Genomic DNA, 20,578 nt, shown 5'->3' with positions numbered 1-20,578 from the left:
TGGATCACACAAACACCGGGAGGTCCCCGTGCCCTGCGATCGGATGCTCATCGCCTACGACGGTTCCGAGAACGCCAAGCGCGCCATCACCTACGCGGGCCGCTTCCTCAGCGCCGAGCGGGCGGTCGTGCTCACGGCGTGGGAACCCATGGTGCGCCAGGCCGCGCGGCTCTCCGGGCTCTCCGGCGTCATGCAGCCGGAGTGGGTGCCGGAGGACGAGATCGAGGACATCGCCTACCGGGAGGCCAGGGCGGTCAATGCCGAGGGGCTGCACCTGGCCGAGCTCGCCGGGCTGAATGCCGAGGCGCGCACCGAGGAGTGCGGCACCACCATCTGGAACGCCATCGTGGAGTGCGCCGACGAGCTCGACGTCGACATCATCGTGGCGGGCACCCGCGGCTCCACCGGGCTGCGCGCGCTGCTGCGCAGCAGCGTCGCCGACGCCGTGCTCAGGCACTGCCACCGCCCTGTGTTGCTGGTCCCACCGGGGCGGTGACCCCTTCCGGCCGTTCTAAGGTCGGAGCTATGACATCGTTCCTGCTCGCCACCCCGAGCGAGGTGCTGCGCGCGCACGGGACGCGTGCCGGGTTCACCGACCCGGCGGCGGCCGCGGCGGCGCTGCGCGGCGGTGACCCGGTGGTCGGCGCGCTGCCCTTCGACCCGCGCAGGCCGGCGGCGCTGATCGTGCCGGAGCGGCTGGAGCGCGGCGCCCCCGGCCCGGTGCCGCCGGTGCGGCTGCCGCGGCTGCGGGTGGTGGCCGAGCTGCCGTCGCCGGACGAGCACATCGCGCGGGTGACCAAGCTGATCGAGCAGATCGGCGACCCGGCCGACCCGCTGCGCAAGGTGGTGGCGGCGCGCTCGGTGCTGGTCGGCAGCGAGACCGAGCGGATCGACCCGCAGGACGTGGCCGCGCGGCTGCGGCAGCGGCATCCGGGCGCGCACGTCTTCGTGGCGGATCTCGCGGTGGCGGGGCGGCCGGGGGACGCGGTGGTCGGGGCCTCGCCGGAGGTGCTGGTGGCGCGGCGCGGCGGGGTCGTCTCGCTGCGGCCGCTGGCGGGCACGGTGCCGAGGCTCGCCGATCCCGAGGCCGACGCCGCGCGGGCCGAGGCGCTGCGGGCCGATGCCAAGAACCTGGAGGAGCACGCCTACGTGGTGGAGTGGATCCGGGAGCGGCTCGCGCCGGTCTGCCGCACGCTGCGCATCCCGGAGCGGCCGGAGCTGGTGCGCACCGACGCCGTCTGGCACCTGGCCTCGCCGATCGACGGCACGCTCGCCGACCCGGCGCCGAGCGCGCTCGACCTCGCGGTGCTGCTGCACCCGACCCCCGCCGTCTGCGGCACCCCGACCCAGGCCGCGCTGGACCGGGTGGTCGACGCCGAGGAGGATCGCGGGTTCTACGGCGGGGCGGTCGGCTGGTGCACGCCGGACGGGGACGGGGAGTGGGTCGTCGCCATTCGCAGCGCCGAGATCGCGGCCGGTGGGCACACGCTGCGCGCCTTCGCCGGCGGGGGCATCGTCGCCGGCTCCGATCCGCGCACCGAGCTGGACGAGACCACGGCGAAACTGCGCACCCTGCTCGGCGCGCTGGACTGCCCGGTGACGACGGGCTGACGGGGAACGCGGGCAAAACCGGCCCGTATCCCCGCGCGAACGCCACGGGCTGCTAGGTTGACCCGGAACACGTGCCTGCCCCTGTCGTATTGGAGTGCCGCGATGAAGTCCTTTGCCGTTCCCGGTCTCGTGAGTGCGGTCGCGGGCGCCATCATCGGCGCGATCGCGGTCTTCGTCATCACCGCCGCGGCGCAGCAGAACTCGCGGCCGGAGATCGACCGCAGCGGTGACGCCGATTCCTCGCTGCTCAACAACGTCGAGTACGGCAGCCGCTGACCTCCGCTCCACCCGTCGTCGGCACCCGCGCGCCCAGCGCCGCGGGCGCCGCCGACGACACCGCGCCGCTCGGCAGGCGCTGGTTCCTCGGCACCGTCGTCGCGGCGTTCCTGCTCTCCTTCCTGCAGACGCCCGGCCTGACCGTCGCCGACACCAAGTACGACCTCGCGCAGAACCCGCTCGGCTTCCTCGACCGGGCCGCGCACCTCTGGAGCAGCCAGGCCCCGATGGGGCAGGTGCAGAACCAGGCCTACGGCTACTTCTTCCCGCACGGCGCCTTCTTCTCCGCCGGGCACTTGCTCGGGCTGCCCGCCTGGGTGACCCAGCGGATCTGGTGGGCGCTGCTGCTGCTCGCCGGGTTCTGGGGGGTGATCCGGCTCTGCCAGACGCTCGGCATCGGCAGCCGCGGTTCCCGGGTGATCGCCGCGGTGGCCTTCGCGCTGAGCCCGCGGGTGCTGACCACGCTCGGCTCCATCTCCTCCGAGACGCTCCCCATGATGCTGGCGCCGTGGGTGCTGCTCGCCCCCGCCGCGCTCGGGGTCGCGGTGGTGCGGCGCCGGGCGGGCGGCGCCACCTCCCCCGCGGGCAGCGCGCTCGCCCTCGCGCTCATGGGCTCGGTGAACGCCGTCGCCACGGTCGCCGCCTTCCTGCCCGCCCTGCTCTGGTGGGCCTCCTACCGCCCGGACCGGCGCTGGCTCCGCTTCACCGCCGCCTGGATCCCGCTGCTCGTACTCGCCACCCTCTGGTGGGCGGTCCCGCTGCTGCTGCTCGGCCGGGTGAGCCCGCCGTTCCTGGACTACATCGAATCCTCCGGCGTCACCACGCAGTGGGCCTCGCTCGCCGAGGTGCTGCGCGGCACCGACAGCTGGACCCCGTTCGTCTCCCCGGAGCGGATCGCGGGCGCGGTGCTGGTGACCCAGCCCGCCGCGGTCCTCGCCACCGGGCTGATCGCCGCCGCAGGCATCGCCGGGCTGGCGCTGCGCTCCATGCCGCACCGCGGCAGGCTCACCCTGATCCTCTTCGCCGGGCTGGCCGGGATCTGCGCGGGCTACCTCGGCACCATGGGCGGCCCGTTCGCCGAGCCCATCCGGGTCTTCCTCGACTCCGGCGGCGCCCCGCTGCGCAATGTGCACAAACTGGAGCCGCTCATCCGGCTGCCGCTGGTGCTCGGGCTGGCGCACCTCTTCGCCCGGATCCCGCTGCCCGCCTCGGTGCCGCTGCGCAGCTGGCTGAGTGCGTGGGCGCACCCGGAGCGGGACCGGCGGGTCGCGGTGGCCGCGCTGGTGCTCACCGCCATCGCGCTCGCCACCTCGCTGGCCTGGACCGGCAAGCTGGCCCCGCGCGGCGCCTACGACGCCGTGCCGCCGTACTGGCAGGAGACGGCCGAATGGCTCGCCGCCAATGCCGCGGACACCAGGGCGCTGGTCGTCCCCGGCGCGCCCTTCGGCAGCCAGGTCTGGGGGCTGACCAGGGACGAACCGCTGCAGGCGCTGGCATCGACGCCGTGGGCGGTGCGCGACGCCGTCCCGCTGAACCCGCCGGGCACCATCCGCGCCATGGACTCCGTGCAGCGGCTGATCGCCGACGGCAGGCCGTCGGCCGGGCTGGCGCCGACGCTGGCGGCCCAGGGCATCGGGGTGCTGGTGCTGCGCAACGACCTGGACCCGGAGACCTCCCGCTCCACCCGGCCCATGCTGGCGCACCGCGCGCTGGACGGCTCGCCGGGGCTGCGCAAGGTCGCCGAGTTCGGCCCGGCGATCGAGGCCACCGCGATCGCCGAGGGGCTGGTGGTCGACGGCGACCTGCACCCGGCGTACCCGGCGATCGAGCTCTACGAGGTGGATACCCCGGGCACCGGAACCCCGGAGCGGGTGGAATCCGGTGCCGGGGCGCCGGAGTCCTTCCCCGGCGCGTACAGCGTGGCGCTCGCCGACGTCCCGGTGGTGCAGGGCGGCCCCGAGGTGCTGGAGCGGCTGCGCCGCGATCCCGGCGCCCCGGTGCCCGCGCTGCTCGCCGCCGACGCCGCCGCGGCCGGGCTGCCCGCCGGGCCGGTGACCGTCACCGACACCCCCGTGGCGCGGGAGACCGACTTCGGCCGGGTGGACAACCACAACTCCGCCGTCCGCGCCCCGGACGACGCGCGCCGCACGCACAACCTGGTCCCCGACTACCCGGTGCCGGGCGCGGCCCCGGTCGAGGGCGCCTGGAGCGGCGCCACCGTGACCGCCTCCGGCTCGGCGGCGGACGCCACCCAGATCGGCGGCGCCGCGCCGGGCAGCTCCACCGCCGCGGCGGTGGACGGCGACCCGTCGACCGCCTGGCTCAGCAATGGCGGCGAGTACGCGCTCGGCCAGTGGCTGCGGCTGGAGCTGGACCACCCGATCAGCACCGGGCTGCTCCGGGTGACCACCAGCCCCGCCGCGCTCGGCGACCCGGTGAAGTGGATCGAGGTGCGCACCGAGCGCGGCAGCGTCTCCGCGCGGATCACCGAACCCGGTGCGCCGGTCTCGGTCTCCCTGCCCGCCGGGAGTACCGGGTGGGTCAGCGTGACGGCGATCCGCACCGAGGGCAGTACCCGCGGCGGGCAGTTCGGGATCAGCGAGATCGCGCTGGACGACTACTCGGTGCGGGAGGCGCCGGTGCGGGTGCCGATCCGGCACACGGTCGCGCTGCCGCCGGTCGCCGGCACCCCCGCCGCCTGGGATCTCGGCCAGGAATTCCCCGGCCGCAGCGCCTGTTTCGACGCGCCGGACCGGATCCGCTGCCACAAGGGGCTGGCGCTGGCGCCGGAGGAGCCCGGCGCCTTCCAGCGCACCCTCGCGGTGCCGGCGCCGACCGAGGTGACGCCCCGGCTTACCGTGCGCACCAGGCAGAGCCCGGAGCTGGAGGCGCTGCTCACCGACCCGGCCCGGCCGGTCGCGCGCGGCACCGGCGACGTCGGCGACCTGCGCGGCTCCGCCTTCGCCGCCACCGACGGTGATCCGAGGACCAGCTGGACCGCACCGGAGAACACCGTGCGGGACAGCCCCGACGGGCCGCCCACGCTCACCCTCGAACTGCCGGAGCCCGCGCTGGTCACCGGGCTGAACATCACGCCGTCGCGCGGCGCGCTGCCCGCCGCGCCCACCGCGGTCACGGTGAATCTCGGCAACGGCCCGCAGGTGCGCACGCTGCCGGGCAGTGCCGGCGAGGGGCAGGCCGAGCCGAGCCGGATCGAGCTGTTCCCCACGGTCACCGACCGGATCGAGGTGAGCGTCACCGCCTGGCGCGCGGTGCTCGACCGCACCGCGCTCGGCTTCACCCTGGCCCAGCCGGCCGGGTTGGCCGAGGTCGATGTGCTCGGCCCCGACTACCCGGCCCCCGCCCCCCTCGACCGGGTGATCACGGTGCCGTGCGAGCTGGGTCCGGTGATCGCGGTCGGCGGGCGCGTCCTGCAGACCTCGGTCACCGCCACGGCGGCGGAGTTGCGCTCCGGCGCCCCGGTTCCCGCCGAGGTATGCGGGGCCGATGCCGCGCCGGGCGCAGCGGTCGACGACGCGGAATCCCCCGTCCCGGTTTCGGTACCCCTCCCCCAGGGCGCGACCGAGGTCAACGTCGCCCCGACGGCGCTCTTCACCGTCGACCGCCTCCGCCTGGACAACACCACCCCGCCCCCGCCGCCCCCCGGCGACGGCACCCGCCTCCTCGTCCTCCCGCTCAGCACCAATATCGGCTGGTCCGCGCAGACCCCCGACGGCACCGAGCTGCGCCCAATCGTGGTCGACGGCTGGCAACAGGGCTGGCTCGTCCCCCCGGGCGAGACCGGCCCGATCACCGTCTCCTTCCCGGCGGACCGCTGGTACCGCCTCGGCATCTTCGGCGGCCTGCTCCTCCTGATCCCGCTCCTGCTCCTCGCCCTCCCCCGCCGCACCCCGGCCGCGGCCGCGGAACCCTGCTCGCCCTACAACTCCCGGATCGCCGCGGGCATCGGCGTCCTCGCCGTCACCGGCCTGATCGCGGGCCCGATCGCCCTCGCGCTCGCCGCCACCGCCTGGGCCGCCCTCGAGTTCGCGGACCGACGCGGCCTCGAAACCGCCCGCACCCTCGCCGTAATCGCGGGCACCGGCACCCTGCTCTCGGCCGCCGCCCTCTCCACCGGCCCGTGGCGCCACCCCGACGGCTATATGGGCGGCGCCCTCCTCACCCAGCTCCCCGCGGTGCTCGCGGTGATCGCGCTCGGCCTCGCCGCCCTGCCCGCCCGCCGCCCCCGCCGCTAGCCATTGATATAGCCCGCCAATTGATCCCCGCACGCCGCCACGCGCCGCGGCACCACCCGCTCGATATCGAGCGTCAGGGCCTCGGCCGGTCGAAGCGCCGGGCGAACTGCCGGCACGGCTCCTCGATCAGCGCGTAGCTCGCCGCCGCCACCGGAAGCGTGAAGGCGACGGTGAGCAGCAGGATCTTCGGGAAACTGCCGCTGAACGGCAGGATGCCGAAGACCGGGAAGATCACCCACAGCACCGCGAGATGCCAGATGAAGATGCCGTAGGACCAGCGCCCCACCGCCAGCGCCACCGGCGAGGAGAGCAGCGGCCGCGGCGAATCGCGCAGCACCAGCGGCGCGAGCAGGCCGAAGCCGATGAGCGCCCCGAGCGCCATCTTCACCACGTACTGCCACGGCTCGGCGCGCACCAGCCCGGCCGGGCCGGCGAGCTCGGTGGCCGAGAGCAGGAAGGCGAGCAGCGCCAGCGTCCACATCCAGCGTCTGCGCCCGGCGTACCGATCCCAGCGGGAACCCGGCTGGACGACGAAGACCAGTTCGGCCAGCAGCATCCCGACGGCGAACCACGGCAGGTAGCCGGGCAGCCAGTTGTCGGCATTGATGGCATCCGGGGTCGGCACCGGGAGGAGGTTCCAGCTCAGCGTCACCAGCCCGAGCGCGAGCACCGCAGGAACGCGGCGGCGAGCGGCCGCGCCGCGCAGCCGCACCAGCGCGAGCGCGAGCGCGAGCAGCGGAAGCACCAGATAGAAGGCCACCTCCACCGAGAGGCTCCACATCTGGGTCAGTCCGTCGGTGAGTGTCAAGGGGACGAACACCTGCAGCAGCAACAGGTTGGAGACCCAGACCCGGAGCCCGGCGGTGGCCGCCGCGTTCGGCAGCAGCACCAGCACCACCGCGACCACCACCCAGTAGGCGGGCAGGATCCGGGCGGCCCGGTGCCGGAAGTAGTACCCGGCCGTCGGCGCGGCGCCGAGCCCGCGCGCGGCGGCGGCGTGCGGGCGCCAGAGCAGGAAGCCGGAGAGCCCGAAGAACAGCGCCACCGCCATGTCGAAGCGCGACAAAAGCGGCCCGACCACCGGAATCGCGGTGGTCGCGGTCTGGAACGCCACGTGCGTGAGCAGCACGCCGAGCGCCGCGAGGCCGCGCACGCCCTCCAGCGCGGGGACGAAGGACCGCGGCCGCGCCGGCGCGGGCGCGGCGGCGTCCGGGGCCGGATCGGTGCGGGCGGTGGCGGTCACGGCACTCCAGTCTGCCCGGCGGCGGGGCACTCGGCATCGCCCGATTGATCCCGATTACGCGACTAGCACGTTTTCTCCGTCCAATCCGGGCTCGGCACCGCATGGTAAGACATCGGGCTGTTAGTGTCTGGGCTCACGAGCAACGCGGCCCGCCTCGCTGCTCGGCCGGAACGTCTGTTCTACGACGAGGAGAGTTGCATGGCACTGAGTGCCGGAACCCGAAGGACGGTGGCCTGCCTGCTCGTGGGTCTCGGCGCGTTGCTGATCGTCGCGGCGCTGCTGATCCCGACCTACACGGTCGGCAAGGTCGCCAAGACTCCCCTCGACCTGGAGATCACCACGATCGCGGCGAGCCAGGAGGGCGAGGAGAGCCTGGTGCTCGACTCCAAGTCGCTCACCGCGCCCGAGGGATCGGCCAAGGTGGACAGCAACGTTCCGCTGATCTCGCAGCGCTTCCTCACCGTCGAGGACCCGTCGAACGCCGACGAGATGACGGTGCAGGCCGGCCAGACGCTGCGGCGGATCGACAAGCAGGGCGACACCGGCCTGCTCACCGCCACCGTCGACCGGGTCACTATCGACCGCGTCACCGGTGAGCCGGTCAGCACCGAGCCGAACGGCTCGATCGCCGTGACCACCACCAAGGAAGGCGAGAGCATCGCCGACCCGGTGCAGCACACCGGCCTGCAGTACCGGTTCCCGATCGGCACCGAGAAGAAGACCTACCCGTACTTCGATCTCAACGCGCGCAAGACCTCCGACATGAACTTCATCGAGGAGACCGAGATCAACAACACCAAGGTCTACCACTTCCAGCAGGTCGTCCCGCCGACCAACCTGAACGATGTGGTCGCGTCGCCGACCAACAAGCTGACCCTGCCCGCCGCCAAGTGGGGCGTCGAGGGCGGCGACACCCCGGTCACCATGTACCGCTGGTACAGCAACACCCGCGACGTGTGGGTGGAGCCGGAGACGGGCACCGTGGTCAAGGGCGGCGAGGCGCTGAACATCTTCTACGGCCGCACCGGCGACAAGCCCGAGGTGACGGCGCTCAAGACGCACGTGGTCTTCGACGAGAACACGGTCGAGTCGCAGCTCGCGGTGGCCAAGGACAATATCGACCGGCTCTCGCTGTACGGCCGGATCCTGCCGATCGTCTTCGGCGTGCTCGGCGTGATCGCGCTGATCGCCGGTGTGCTGCTCGGCCTGCGCAGCGGCGGCAACGCCCAGCCCGCGGTGCAGCGCGCCGCGCCGTTCGGCGGAGCGGGGCCGTCCACCGCGCCGCTGGCCGGCGGCAGGCCGCGCGGCAACCCGGATGCGCCGACCGAGCGGATCGACATCAACAAGCGGCCCTGAGTTCGCGGTAGGAAGGCCCCCGGTGCGCGCACCGGGGGCCTTCCTCATTTCGGGGGCAGGGTGGCGACGAAATCGGTGCCGCGCGCCACCCAGGTGCGCAGGGCGGCGTCGTCGGCGACCGCCGCGGCGGTGACCCGGAGCCAGCCGTCCAGTTCCCGGCCCGCCATGACCATGGGGGTCACCGCGGCGCCGTCGAGCAGCCGGTGGCCCTCGTGCGGGTCGACCCGGACCATGATCCCGCCCTTCCCGCTCACCGCCACCGCCATGTGCCCGCGGATCAGGAAGGCGAGGCCGCCGAACATCTTCTTCTCGGTGAACGGCCCCGGCTCGAGGAGCGCGCGGACCCGGTCGGCGAGTTTCTCGTCGTACGCCATCGGCCCAGTGTGCGCCTCGGCACCGACACCTCAGGTGGTGTTCCGCGCGGCGGTGCGCAGGACCACCGCCGCGACCAGCGCCGTCGTCACCGCCGCGGTGCAGGCGGCCACGGTGACCAGCGCGGGCACCGAGTGCGCGAGCGTCGCCATGAGCACCACCTCGGCCGCGAGCCCGACCCAGGTGAGCGCGGCCGGGGCGGTGCGGTCCACCGCGATGGCGGAGAGCAGGGCGCCCTGCAGTACCGCGAGGATCGCGCCGTGCAGCGCGAAGAGCCAGAGCAGGTTCTGCACCGGGGCGTAGTCGGCGCCCGCGAAGAGCGGGGCGAGCGGCGCGGCGAGCGCGGCGCCCGCCACCGCGGCGACGCCGATCCCGGAGAGCACGGCCAGCGCGTCCCGGATAGCTTTCGCCGAGTGCGCGGGCTGCGCCATTCGCGGGTACAGCACCACGCCGACCGCCTGCGGGAGCCAGAAGGCGATCTTCGTCGCGATGGTGCCGAGGGCGTAGCGGCCGGCGTCCGCCTCGTCCAGGACGATGCGGGCCAGGATGAGGTCCGCCGAGGAGAGTGCCATGAGCGCCGCCTGCACCTGCGCCGCCCGCAGGACCGCGGTGACGCCCGCCGTATGGTCCCGGACGGCGGTCCGGGCCCCTCCGATCGCGGAAACGGCCGCTCCGGCGGTGGGGATCGCGGCCACCGCCGCATCCGTCACGCCGCCGGCCCCGGACTCGCCCGGCTGGACCGGCACCCCACCGCCCGCGGTGTAGCGGGCGTAGGCCGCGGCGGCGGCGAGGCCGAGGGCGGCCGCGGCCAGGGCGGCCGCGGCTCCGGCGCCGAGCGCGAGGACCGTGAGGGCGGGGACGACCCGCGCGATCCCGGTGCAGCCGAGCACCACGGCGAGCGCGCGGAACCGGCGCTGCCCCTGCAGGATCCCCTGCTCCCCGGAGACCAGGACCAGCGCGGGCGCGGCGACCAGCGCCGCCGCGCAGGCGAGCGCGCCGATATCGAGCGCCACCGACACCACCGGCACCAGCAGCGCGGCGAGCACCGCCACGATCACGGCGCACCGGGTGCGGGTGGCGCGCAGCGCGGCGACCGGAGCCCCGCGCACCAGCTCCCGCGCGATCACGTTCTGCAGCGCCAGCGCGGGCACCGCGCACAGCAGCTGCACCGCGAGCAGGCTCGCGAACTCGCTGTACCCCGCCGCCCCGAGCCACCGCCCGGCCAGCAGCTGCAGCAGGTACCCCGCCGCATTGGCGATCATGGCGCCCGCCGTCACCAACGTCAGATCCGCCACCAGGGGAGGACGACGCGCATCGGACACGGCCCCATCGTCGCACCCGCCCCGCGGCCAGTGCCGCCCCGGCCCACCGCCGGACCGTAGGGTGATCCGGCGTGAGCGAGTCAGGGCCGGAAGCAGGGGCGCAGAGCCCCGGTGGGGCGCCGCCCCCGCCCGGGGAGCGCGAGCCGAGCGCCGACGCGCGCCCCAGCTCCGCGACATCCGGCGCGGAGGCGCCCGCTCGCCCGCGGCTGCGTGCCGCGGCGGTACCGGCCTACAGCGCCCTGCTCACCCTGCTGATCCTCGCCCCGCTACTCGCCCCGGGGCACCTCCTGCTGCGCGACGCCGTGAGCACACCGCGCTCGTACCTGACCGATTCCGCACTCGGCCTCGGCGACGCGGCACCGCGGGCCGTCCCGCAGGATGCCGCGCTGGCGGTGCTCTCCACCGTGGCCGACGGCGGGCTCGTGGTGAAGGCGGTCCTGCTGCTCGCGCTCTGGGCGGCGGGAATCGGCGCCGCCGCGCTCGCACGCCGGCTGCTGAACGCACCCCTGTACGCGCAGCTGGTCGCGGTGACGGTGGCGATCTGGAACCCCTACGTGGCCGAACGGCTCCTGCAGGGCCACTGGAGCCTGCTCACGGGCTACGCCGCCCTGCCGTGGACGGTCCTCGCGGCACTGCGCCTGCGCGACCGGCACGTCACCGGCCGAGCTCGGTTCGCCGCCTGGGCCGCGCTCACCCTGTGCCTGGCGGCGGCGGGCCTCACCCCGACCGGCGCGCTGCTGGCGGGCGTCCTCGCCCTGCTCACGGTGGGCCCGCGCCGCATCCCGGGCACCGCCCTGCTCTGGCTCGGCACCGCCGCCCCGTGGCTGGTGGCGGCGGCGCTTTCCGGTTCGGCGGGCGAGCACTCCGACCCCGCCGGAATCGCCGCCTTCGCCGCCCGCGCGGAGCCGGGGCTCGGCACGCTCGGCGCGCTGGCCGGGCTCGGCGGCATCTGGAATGCCGACGCCGTCCCGGTCACCCGCACCGGCCCGCTCGCCCTGATCGGCACCGCGCTGCTGCTCCTGCTCGTGCTGTGCGGCCTGCGCCGCCTGCTCGGCGCCGGGCTGCGCGACGAGACGGTGCTGCGCCGGACCCTCGCCGGCGTCGCGCTGGCCGCGATCGCGCTGCCCGCCCTCGGCGCCACCGCCTTCGGCCTCGACCTGGGCGAAGACCTGGTGACGGCGATCCCCGGCGCCGGGCTGCTCCGCGACACCCAGAAGTACGTGGCGCTGGCCGTCCCCGCCTACACCCTCGCGGCGGCGGCGGGCGCGGTGGTGGTTGCCCGGCGGGCACCGGCCGCCATCGCGGCGCTGCTCATCGCCCTGCTCACCCTGCCGCTCGCCGATCTGGCGTTCGGCGCGAGCGGGGCGCTGCGCCCGGTGCGCTACCCGGCGGGGTGGGCACGCGCGGCGGCGACGATCGACGGGGCCGGGCACCCCGGCGATATCGCGGTGCTCCCCGGCGGCATGTTCCGCCGCTTCCCCTGGTCCGGCGAGCCGCCGGTGCTCGACCCCGCCCCCCGGCTGCTCCCGGCCGACGTGCTGCAGACCGGCGAGCTCCCGGTGCGCGGCGGCACCGTCACCGGCGAGGGGCGGCGGGCGGCGCGGGTCGAGCGGGCGCTGCTCGCCGGTGCGCCTGCGGCGGAGATCGCCGGCTCCGGCGTCGGCTGGATCCTGGTCGAGCACCGCACCCCCGGCCCGCTCGGCGCCTCCGCGGGCACCCTCGCGCAGCTCGGAGCCCCGGTCTACACCGACGCGGACCTCACCCTCTACCGCGTCCCCGAGCCCGCCGCCATCGACCGGCCCGACCCGAACGCCCGCCGCATCGCGGGCTTCGCCCACCTGCTCTGGGCCGCCCTCCTCGTCGGTGGCGCCGCGGCCACCGCCGCACTCCACCCGAAACGGGTCACCCGAACTCGGACGTCTCCCGCGTCCCGATCAAGCCACTGACATACCCACCGCGAGCCGCCGCGTCCAGCACGGTGTGCACCCCGTCCCCCGTCTGCTCCCAGGAGAACTCCCGCGCCCGCGCCCGCGCCTTCTCCCCCATGACAGCCCGCCCCGGCCCGTCCCCGAGCAGCTCCGCCGCGGCCTCCGCGAGCTGCTCGGCATCGTCGACCAGCACCCCGGTCACCCCGTCGACGATGGAGTCGGTCAGCCCGCGCGAACTCCGGTACCCGATGGTCGGCACCCCGTGCTGCGCCGCCTCGATGACGGCCAGCCCCCACCCCTCCTTGCGCGAGGGCAGCACCTGCACCCAGGCCCGGCCGAGCAGCTCGTGCTTGCGCTCCTCGTCCACGTGCCCGTGGAAGGTCACCGCGTCGGCGATGGCGAGCTCGCGCGCGTACGCCTCCAGGTTCTCCGCCCACCAGCCGCCGCCGATGACGTCGAGCCGCAGCCCGGGGAAGCGGCTGCGCAGCGCGGCGGTGGCGGCCAGCGCGTCCTCGATCTGCTTGTGCGGCACCAGCCGGGAGAGCACCACCAGCCGGGGCGCCGCCGCCCTGGTCTCCCGGTCGCCCGGCCGCACCCCGGCGGGCACCGGCTCGGCGCCATTGCGCACGACCGCGATCCGCTCGCGCCGCACCCCGAGCGTGGCGAGCTCCTCGGCGGAGGGCAGCGAGACGGTGAGGTACTGATTCCGCCGGTGCACCCGCGGCGAGAGCCGGGACTCGATCCACCAGCCGATCCGCCCGACCAGCGCACCCGCCACCGGCCACTGCTCGCGGTGCCCGTGGTGCACCAGCACGACGGCGGGCGCGCCCGCGGCGAGGGTGGCGAAGAAGGGGATGCCGTTCTGGGTGTCGATCACCGCGTCCGGCCGCAGCCCGCGCAGCGGCCCGAGCCCGACCCGGCCGAGCAGGATGGCGGCCAGCGCGCGCGGGTAGACGGTGTAGCGCCCGCCGCCGCGGCTGATCTCGATCCCGTCGACCCGTTCCCTGCGCTTCGCACCCCGGTACTTGGCGGTGCGCAGCGTGACCTTGACCCCCTGCGCCGCCAGCCGCGCTCCGACCCGCTCCAGGTACCGCTCGCTGCCGCCGCCCTGCGGGTGCCCGGTGTCGCGCCAGCAGAGCAGGAGCACTTCGCGCACGATGGAGCTTCTCTCGTCGTCGTCGGCCGGGAATGTCGAACCACCCTATATCCCCGGCTCCGCCCCGGACCGGACATCTCCCGGGCGGCCGCCGCGCGCCGCTGTGCGAGACTCGGCGCCGTGCTCCGAGCCGTGAACACCGACCGCGCCCCCCGCTTCGCCCGGCGCGCGACGCTGCGCCGCTCCCTGCGGCTGCTCGGCAGTTTCCGCTTCGAGCAGTCCGACCCCGCCGTCTTCTACGGCGGCCTCGCCACCGACACCGCGGCGCTGATCGCCGACTTCTACCTGGACGCCACCGGCCGCGACCTGGCCGGAAGGACCGTGCTCGACGTGGGCGGCGGCCCCGGCTACTTCGCCGACGAGTTCGACCGCGCCGGCGCGCGCTACCTGCCGGTGGAGCCGGACCCCTCGGAGCTGCACGCCGCCGGGCTCTCGGTGCCGGGCGCGGTGCGCGGCTCCGGCATGGCGCTGCCCTTCCGGGACGGCGCGGTGGATATCTGCCTGTCCTCGAATGTGGCCGAGCACGTCCCCGACCCGTGGCTGATGGCGGACGAGATGGTCCGGGTGACCCGGCCGGGCGGGCTGGTCGTGCTCTCCTACACCGTGTGGCACGGCCCGTTCGGCGGCCACGAGACCGGGCCGTGGCACTACCTGGGCGGCGAGTACGCGGCGCGCAGGTACCGGCGCAAGCACGGCCGGGAGCCGAAGAACCGCTTCGGCCGATCGCTCTTCGCGGTCCGCGCGGCGGCCGGGATCCGCTGGGCTTCCCGGACTCCCGCGCAGGTAGAAGCGATTTTTCCGCGCTACCACCCACACTGGGCGTGGTGGCTCGTCCGCGTTCCCATAATCCGAGAGCTACTCGTCAGCAATCTGGTGGTGGTGGCCATTGCACCGGACCGACCGGACGGTCGCTGAAAGTTGGCTGTCAGGCCCGCTGGGCCACCGCGGAGACCAGCCCGCGCAGCCGCGCCGGGCGGACCGCGGGCTCGGCGGCCGGGGCGGGCCACGGCGGCTCCTGCATCGCCAGCCCCACGGTCTCCATGGCGGTGAGGCCGACGTGACCGGCCAGAGCGCCGACCGTCACCACCGCCTCGGCCGCCTGCATCGCCGCGGTCGCCTGCTCCAGCGTGAGGGTGCGACCGGGCAGAAACGAGACCACCCACCCTCCGGTGCCGACGGACTTGGCCTGATGGTCGGTCCGGTCGCTGGTCATCAGCGACCGTCCGATCACGTGCACCGCCATGTCGCGATCTCCCCAATCGGTCTCGGTTGTGTCTCGATCGAGCGGACTTTCAGTTACCAGCATCCATCGATCAGCAACAAAACGCAATAGTGCGTTTGACGAAAAGCGAACCGGGAGGTCGGAATTCACACCCGCCGGAGCTGCGACGAAACGAGAAACTAGAACACGTTACAGACAATCCGGACCCGGAAATGTAACGTGTTCCCATGCATTACGACAGCCTGTTCATCGGCGGCCAGTGGACCGCTCCGGCCGGTTCCGAGCGGCTCCAGGTCATCTCACCGGCCACCGTCGAGCCGGTGGGCAGCGTTCCCCGCGTCACCACGGAGGACGTCGACAAGGCGGTCGCCGCCGCGCGCGCCGCCTTCGACTCCGGGCCGTGGCCGCACACGCCGCCCGCCGCCCGCGCCGCCGTCCTGACCAGGGCGGCCCGGCTGATCGAGCAGCGCTCCGGCGACCTGCTCGCCGCGCTCACCGCCGAGATGGGCGCCACCGCGCTGGTCGGCGGCACGCTGAACCAGATCCCCGCGGTGGCCGCGCTGGACGCCTACGCCGGGCTAGCCGAGACCTTCCCCTGGAAGGAGACGCGCACCGGCGCCTTCGGCACCTCGCGGGTCTCGCGCGAGCCGCGCGGGGTGGTCGCGGCGATCACCGCCTGGAACGTGCCGCTCTTCCTGGCCGCGAACAAGCTGGCCCCCGCGCTGCTGGCCGGCTGCACGGTCATCCTCAAGCCCTCCCCGCTGACGCCGCTCAGCGCGAATATCGTCGCCGACATCTTCACCGAGGCCGGGTTGCCCGACGGCGTCCTCTCGGTGCTGCCGGCCGAGCCGGAGGCGGCGGAGTACCTGGTGACCCACCCCGGCGTGGACAAGCTGACCTTCACCGGAAGCACCGCCGTCGGCCGCAGGCTCGGCGCGCTCGCCACCGAGCAGCTCAAGACGGTCTCGCTGGAGCTGGGCGGCAAGTCGGCGGCGATCGTCCTGCCCGATGTCGACCTGGCCGCCAGCGTACCCATGCTGACCTTCGCCGGGCTGATGAACAGCGGCCAGGGCTGCGTGGCGCAGACCCGCATCCTGGCTCCGCGCAGCCGGTACGACGAGGTCGTCGACGCGGTGGTGGAGAACGTGCGCGCCATGAAGACCGGCGACCCCACCGACCCGGCCACCGTGCTCGGCCCGCTCATCTCCGAGCGCCAGCGCGACCGGGTGGAGAACTACATCGCCATCGGGCAGAAGGAGGGGGCGCGGCTGGTGCTCGGCGGCGGGCGCCCCGCCGGGCTGGATCGCGGCTGGTACGTGGAGCCGACCATCTTCGCCGACGTGGACAACTCCTCGACCATCGCCCAGGAGGAGATCTTCGGCCCGGTGCTCGCGGTGATCCCGTACGAGACCGAGGACGAGGCGGTGGCCATCGCCAACGACTCCGACTACGGCCTGGCCGGTTCGGTGTGGACCACCGATATCGAGCACGGCGCGGAGATCGCGGGCCGGGTGCGCACCGGCACCTACGCGATCAACTGGTACGCCTTCGATCCGGGCGCGCCCTTCGGCGGTTACAAGAATTCCGGAATCGGCCGGGAGAATGGACCGGAAGGTTTGGATTCCTTCTGCGAACAGAAATCCGTTTTGATGCCGCTCGGTTACACGGAGTAGCCGAACTCAATCCTCCAGCGTGACCACGCGGAGGACGGGGGCGGGTTCCGGGTCGGAGTCGACGATCTCCACCCGGAACCCCGGGGGCAGAACGGAATCCAGGCGAGAGGCGGCGCGGCGCAGCGGGGTGCTCGGCAGAATGTCACGCATTGCACCGGTATCCAGATCGGTCATGTCCCGACACCTTCCGCGCGCCCGTATTTCATTGACCCAGGTCGAACGCGAGAAGCATATGCCACCGAAGCCCGACCTCATGGCAACCCGGGAATTCCCCTCGAACGTGTCCGGTAAACACAAACGACCGGAATTCCTCACCGCCGCAGCGCCCGGCGGTACCCGGCGGGCGTGCTCCCGGTGGCGGCCCGCAGGTGGCCGCGCAGCGCGGTGACGCTGCCGAAACCCGCCTGCGCCGCAACGACTTCCACCGGCAGGTCGGTGGTCTCCAGCAGCTGCCGCGCGCGCAGCGTGCGCTGCGCCTCCAGCCAGCGCCGCGGGGTGCCGCCGACCAGCGCGGCGAAGCGCCGGGCGAAGGTGCGCTCGCTCATCAGCGCGTGCGCCGCGAGCGCCGGAACATCGCGCACCGCAGCGGGATTCGCGGCGGCCCAGCTCAGGGTGGCGGCCAGCGCGCCGGCCTCGGTGCGTGGCGGCGGCGCGGCCGGGATGTACTGCGCCTGCCCGCCCTCGCGGTGCGGCGGGGTGACGTTCCAGCGCGCGAGTTCGGCGGCGGCCTGCGCGCCGAGTTCGCGGCGCACCAGGTGCAGGCAGAGGTCGAGCCCGGCGGCGAGCCCGGCCGAGGTCAGCACCGCGCCGTCGTCGACGTAGAGCGCCTCGGGTCGCAGCCGGACCGTGGGGAACATCCGGGCGAACTCGGCGCAGTAGCCCCAGTGCGTGGTCGCGCTCCTGCCGTCGAGCAGCCCGGCGTGCGCCAGCACGAAGGCGCCGACGCAGATGCTCACCAGGGTGGCGCCGCGCGCGGCCGCGGCGCGCAGGGCGTCGAGCACCTCGGGCGGCGGTGTCGCGGTTGGCAGCGCGATGCCGGGGATCACCACGATGTCGGCCGTCTCCAGCTCCGCCAGCCCGTGTTCGACGCGCAGATCGAAGCCGTTCGGCGTCCACACCGGGCCGGGCCGCAGCCCGCAGGTGCGCATCTCGAACCCGGCGGACTGCCCGGTGGCGTCGGGGCCGTGCCGGAAGGCCTGCACCGCGCAGCCGAGGTCGAAGGTCATGACGCCGTCCAGCGCCAGCGCGACCACCTGCCTCATGCCGCCCAGTTTGGCAGAAATCCACGCATCCGTGGCATCCGTGCCACTCGTCCCCGGCGCGGGTCGCCGCTGTACTTGAGCGATGGATGTGGAGATCAGGGCGAACGGCGGGGCGCTCACGCCCGCGCAGCGCAGGCGGCTGCGGGCCGAGATCGCGCGCCAGCTGCCCGGGCTGCTCGCCGGGCGGGTGGCCTGGGCGGCGGGGCGCGGGCGGGGACGAGCCGAGCCGGCGCGGGTGCCGGATTCGCGGGCGGCGCGGGCGGCGGAGGAGTTGGCGCGCGCCGAGCTCTCCGCACCGGTGCTCGAGCACTCCTTCCGCACCTACCTGTTCGGGAAGGCGCTGGCCGGGCTCGACGGCGCCGCCTACGACGACGAGGTGGCCTATATCGCCTGCCTGCTGCACGACCTGAACCTCGGCACGCCGACGGCGGGGCGGTGCTTCGCGGTGGCGGGCGGGGAGAGGGCCGCGGCCTTCGCGCTCGGCGCCGGGCTCGCCCCGGAGCGGGCCGACGCGGTCGGGGCGGCGGTGGCGGCGCACATCACGCCAGGGGTGGCGGCGAATACCGGCGACCCGGGGGGCTTCGTCTCCGCGGGCGCCGCGGTGGACGTGATCGGCGCGCGCATCGGTGAGCTGGACCGGGGCTGGGTCGGCGAGGTGCTGGCCGAGCACCCGCGGCACGGCTGGAAGAAGGTGGCGCTCGCGGCCTTCCGCGCCGAGGCCGCCGCCGTCCCGCAGGGGCGCACCGCACTCCTGATGGCCTCCGGTTTCGCGCTCACGGTCCGCTTGGCGCCGTTCCCGGAATAGCGGAATGCGCGGCGCCCGGAATACTCCGGACGCCGCGCATTCGACGGTCGTATTACCCCAACCGCTGCTTGAGGGCCTCGAACTCGTCGCGCACGCCGGAGGGCAGCTTGTCGCCGACGTACTCGAACCACTCCTCGATGAGCGGAATCTCCTTGCGCCACTCCTCGGCGTTCACCGCGAGCGCCTCGTCGACATCGGCCGCCTCGACATCGAGGCCGTCCAGGTCGAGCTGACCGGCGGTCGGCACGTGGCCGATGGCGGTCTCCTCGGCGCCCGCGGTGCCCTCGATCCGGCCGACGATCCACTCCAGCACGCGGGAGTTCTCACCGAATCCGGGCCACAGGAAGCGGCCGTCCTCGCCCCGGCGGAACCAGTTCACGTAGAAGATCTTCGGCAGCTTCCCGGCATCGGCGTTCTTGCCGATGTTGATCCAGTGGCCCAGGTAGTCGCCAACGTGGTAGCCGAGGAAGGGCAGCATGGCCATCGGGTCGCGGCGCACGGTGCCGACCTTGCCCTCGGCGGCGGCGGTCTGCTCGGAGGAGAGCGTGGCGCCCATGAACACGCCGTGCTGCCAGTCGAAGGACTCGCTGACCAGCGGGACGGTGGTCTTGCGGCGGCCGCCGAAGAGGATCGCCGAGATCGGGACGCCCTGCGGGTCGTCCCACTCGGGGGCCAGGATCGGGCACTGCGACATGGGGGTGCAGTAGCGCGAGTTGGGGTGCGCGGCCAGCGTCTCCGTCTCGCGGAGGTACCAGTCGTTGCCCTTCCAGTCGATCAGGTGGTCGGGCTCGCCCTCCAGCCCCTCCCACCAGACGTCGTTGTTGTCGGTGAGCGCGACGTTGGTGTAGACGGTGTTGCCCGCCTCGACCGTGGCCATGGCGTTCGGGTTGGACTTCTTGTTGGTGCCCGGCGCGACGCCGAAGAAGCCGAACTCCGGGTTGACCGCGTACAGCTGCCCGTCCTTGCCGAACCGCATCCAGGCGATGTCGTCGCCGAGGGTCTCGGCCCGCCAGCCGGGGACGGTGGGCTGGATCATGGCCAGGTTGGTCTTGCCGCAGGCGCTCGGGAAGGCGGCGGCGATGTAGTAGGCCTTGTTCTCCGGGGAGATGAGCTTGAGGATCAGCATGTGCTCGGCGAGCCAGCCCTCGTCGTGCGCCATGGCCGAGGCGATGCGCAGCGAGTAGCACTTCTTGCCGAGCAGCGCGTTGCCGCCGTAGCCGGAGCCGTAGCTCCAGATCTCCCGGTCCTCCGGGAAGTGCGTGATGTACTTGGTGTCGTTGCACGGCCACGGCACGTCGGCCTGGCCATCGGCGAGCGGGGCGCCGACGGAGTGCAGCGCCTTCACGAACGGCCGGTCGGTGCCGAGCTTCTCCAGCGCCGCGCTGCCCATCCGGGTCATCACCCGCATGGAGACCACCACGTACTCGGAGTCGGTCAGCTCCACGCCGAGCTTCGGATCCTCGGCGCCGAGCGGGCCCATGCAGAACGGCACCACGTAGAGGGTGCGGCCGCGCATGCTGCCGCGGTACAGCTCGGTCATGGTGGCGCGCATCTCGGCCGGGTCGACCCAGTTGTTGGTCGGCCCCGCGTCGTCCGCGGTCTTGGAACAGATGTAGGTGCGCGACTCCACCCGGGCGACGTCCGAGGGGTCGGAGAGCGCGAGGAAGGAGTTCGGCTTCTTCTTCGGATCGAGCTGCTTGAACGTGCCCGCCGCGACGAGCTGGCTGGTCAGTCGATCCCACTCTTCGTCGGAACCGTCCGCCCAGACCACGCGCTCCGGCTGCGTGAGTTCTGCGACTTCCTGCACCCAGGCGAGCAGTTCGGCATGTTCGGTCGGCGCCTTGCCGTCGGATCCACGAAGACCGGGAATGGTCGCTGAGGTCATGAAAACTCTCCTGAGACGGGCAGCCGCCCCGATGCTCCGCCGCCTGGCCCTAGGCCCGTGACCAGCGCGAACACACCGAGCGCCACCATTGGCGGTAAAGCACCCGCTACGACCGATCGGCGGATCGCCCAACCGGGCGGCGTGTACGGACGAAGCGGACGCCCAGGTTCCTGATAAGAGGTTAACGCGATGTGACGATCGGTACGGCATC

17 protein-coding genes are annotated in these 20,578 nt (G+C 73.8%); 9 read left to right on the top strand and 8 right to left on the bottom strand.

Annotated elements, in window-relative coordinates; genetic code table 11:
- Positions 1 to 28: 28 nt before the first annotated feature.
- The 4 genes from AB0H71_RS09765 to AB0H71_RS09750 all read left to right on the top strand — a co-directional run bounded on the left by AB0H71_RS09765 (position 29) and on the right by AB0H71_RS09750 (position 6,143).
- Positions 29 to 496 (top strand): universal stress protein, encoded by a 468-nt coding sequence (locus tag AB0H71_RS09765; protein WP_357017324.1) that lies wholly within the window; start codon positions 29 to 31, stop codon positions 494 to 496.
- 29 nt (positions 497 to 525) lie between these two features.
- Entirely contained in the window at positions 526 to 1,611 is a 1,086-nt protein-coding gene (locus AB0H71_RS09760) for an isochorismate synthase (RefSeq protein WP_357017321.1), read from the top strand.
- A 102-nt stretch (positions 1,612 to 1,713) separates the two neighbouring features.
- Positions 1,714 to 1,887: a DUF2613 domain-containing protein gene (locus AB0H71_RS09755; RefSeq protein WP_233015057.1), complete on the top strand. Its 174-nt coding sequence runs from the start codon at positions 1,714 to 1,716 to the stop codon at positions 1,885 to 1,887.
- A 110-nt stretch (positions 1,888 to 1,997) separates the two neighbouring features.
- Complete coding sequence (locus AB0H71_RS09750) at positions 1,998 to 6,143, top strand: alpha-(1->3)-arabinofuranosyltransferase (RefSeq protein ID WP_357018467.1); 4,146 nt, start codon at positions 1,998 to 2,000, stop codon at positions 6,141 to 6,143.
- A gap of 73 nt (positions 6,144 to 6,216) precedes the next feature.
- Here the strand turns inward: AB0H71_RS09750 and AB0H71_RS09745 are convergent, their stop codons facing one another.
- The gene (locus AB0H71_RS09745) at positions 6,217 to 7,386 is read right to left on the bottom strand and encodes an acyltransferase (RefSeq protein WP_357017318.1); all 1,170 of its coding nucleotides are present in this window, start codon (positions 7,384 to 7,386) and stop codon (positions 6,217 to 6,219) included.
- A gap of 198 nt (positions 7,387 to 7,584) precedes the next feature.
- On the opposite strand from AB0H71_RS09745, the gene AB0H71_RS09740 reads away from it, so the two are divergent.
- Positions 7,585 to 8,742, top strand: coding sequence for a DUF3068 domain-containing protein (locus AB0H71_RS09740; protein WP_357017315.1), 1,158 nt, complete (start codon positions 7,585 to 7,587; stop codon positions 8,740 to 8,742).
- A gap of 44 nt (positions 8,743 to 8,786) precedes the next feature.
- On the opposite strand, the gene AB0H71_RS09735 is transcribed toward AB0H71_RS09740, so the two are convergent.
- Together AB0H71_RS09735 and AB0H71_RS09730 are read right to left on the bottom strand one after the other, a co-directional pair.
- Entirely contained in the window at positions 8,787 to 9,116 is a 330-nt protein-coding gene (locus tag AB0H71_RS09735) for a TfoX/Sxy family protein (RefSeq protein WP_357017312.1), read from the bottom strand.
- A gap of 30 nt (positions 9,117 to 9,146) precedes the next feature.
- Complete coding sequence (locus tag AB0H71_RS09730) at positions 9,147 to 10,376, bottom strand: polysaccharide biosynthesis protein (protein WP_357018464.1); 1,230 nt, start codon at positions 10,374 to 10,376, stop codon at positions 9,147 to 9,149.
- Positions 10,377 to 10,642: 266 nt separating this feature from the next.
- Between AB0H71_RS09730 and AB0H71_RS09725 the strand changes: the two genes are divergently transcribed.
- Positions 10,643 to 12,382: a hypothetical protein gene (locus tag AB0H71_RS09725; protein ID WP_357018462.1), complete on the top strand. Its 1,740-nt coding sequence runs from the start codon at positions 10,643 to 10,645 to the stop codon at positions 12,380 to 12,382.
- Here AB0H71_RS09725 and AB0H71_RS09720 read toward each other — a convergent pair.
- Positions 12,339 to 13,520 carry a glycosyltransferase family 4 protein gene (locus tag AB0H71_RS09720; protein WP_357017310.1) on the bottom strand — a complete coding sequence of 394 codons (1,182 nt, stop codon included), beginning with the start codon at positions 13,518 to 13,520 and terminating at the stop codon, positions 12,339 to 12,341. The genes AB0H71_RS09725 and AB0H71_RS09720 overlap by 44 nt on opposite strands.
- 120 nt (positions 13,521 to 13,640) lie before the next feature.
- Here AB0H71_RS09720 and AB0H71_RS09715 point away from each other — a divergent pair, with 120 nt between their 5' ends.
- A complete protein-coding gene (locus AB0H71_RS09715) occupies positions 13,641 to 14,435 on the top strand; it encodes a class I SAM-dependent methyltransferase (protein WP_357017306.1) in 795 nt (264 codons plus the stop codon).
- Between the two features lie 10 nt (positions 14,436 to 14,445).
- Here the strand turns inward: AB0H71_RS09715 and AB0H71_RS09710 are convergent, their stop codons facing one another.
- Complete coding sequence (locus AB0H71_RS09710) at positions 14,446 to 14,763, bottom strand: hypothetical protein (RefSeq protein ID WP_357017303.1); 318 nt, start codon at positions 14,761 to 14,763, stop codon at positions 14,446 to 14,448.
- A 206-nt stretch (positions 14,764 to 14,969) separates the two neighbouring features.
- Here AB0H71_RS09710 and AB0H71_RS09705 point away from each other — a divergent pair, with 206 nt between their 5' ends.
- On the top strand, positions 14,970 to 16,415 hold the full coding sequence (locus AB0H71_RS09705; RefSeq protein ID WP_357017301.1) for an aldehyde dehydrogenase: 1,446 nt from the start codon (positions 14,970 to 14,972) through the stop codon (positions 16,413 to 16,415).
- A gap of 6 nt (positions 16,416 to 16,421) precedes the next feature.
- Here AB0H71_RS09705 and AB0H71_RS09700 read toward each other — a convergent pair whose 3' ends face one another.
- On the bottom strand, positions 16,422 to 16,589 hold the full coding sequence (locus AB0H71_RS09700) for a hypothetical protein (RefSeq protein ID WP_357017298.1): 168 nt from the start codon (positions 16,587 to 16,589) through the stop codon (positions 16,422 to 16,424).
- 137 nt (positions 16,590 to 16,726) lie between these two features.
- Positions 16,727 to 17,677, bottom strand: a complete 951-nt coding sequence (locus AB0H71_RS09695) for a helix-turn-helix domain-containing protein (protein WP_357017295.1) — start codon at positions 17,675 to 17,677, stop codon at positions 16,727 to 16,729.
- An 82-nt stretch (positions 17,678 to 17,759) separates the two neighbouring features.
- Here AB0H71_RS09695 and AB0H71_RS09690 point away from each other — a divergent pair, with 82 nt between their 5' ends.
- Complete coding sequence (locus AB0H71_RS09690) at positions 17,760 to 18,482, top strand: phosphohydrolase (RefSeq protein ID WP_357017292.1); 723 nt, start codon at positions 17,760 to 17,762, stop codon at positions 18,480 to 18,482.
- Positions 18,483 to 18,534: 52 nt separating this feature from the next.
- Here the strand turns inward: AB0H71_RS09690 and AB0H71_RS09685 are convergent, their stop codons facing one another.
- Entirely contained in the window at positions 18,535 to 20,367 is a 1,833-nt protein-coding gene (locus AB0H71_RS09685) for a phosphoenolpyruvate carboxykinase (GTP) (RefSeq protein WP_357017289.1), read from the bottom strand.
- Positions 20,368 to 20,578 lie beyond the last annotated feature (211 nt).

Source organism: Nocardia sp. NPDC050697 (assembly GCF_040654395.1).
In the GTDB taxonomy this organism is placed as follows: domain Bacteria; phylum Actinomycetota; class Actinomycetes; order Mycobacteriales; family Mycobacteriaceae; genus Nocardia.
This window is presented reverse-complemented; position numbering and strand designations above follow the sequence as displayed.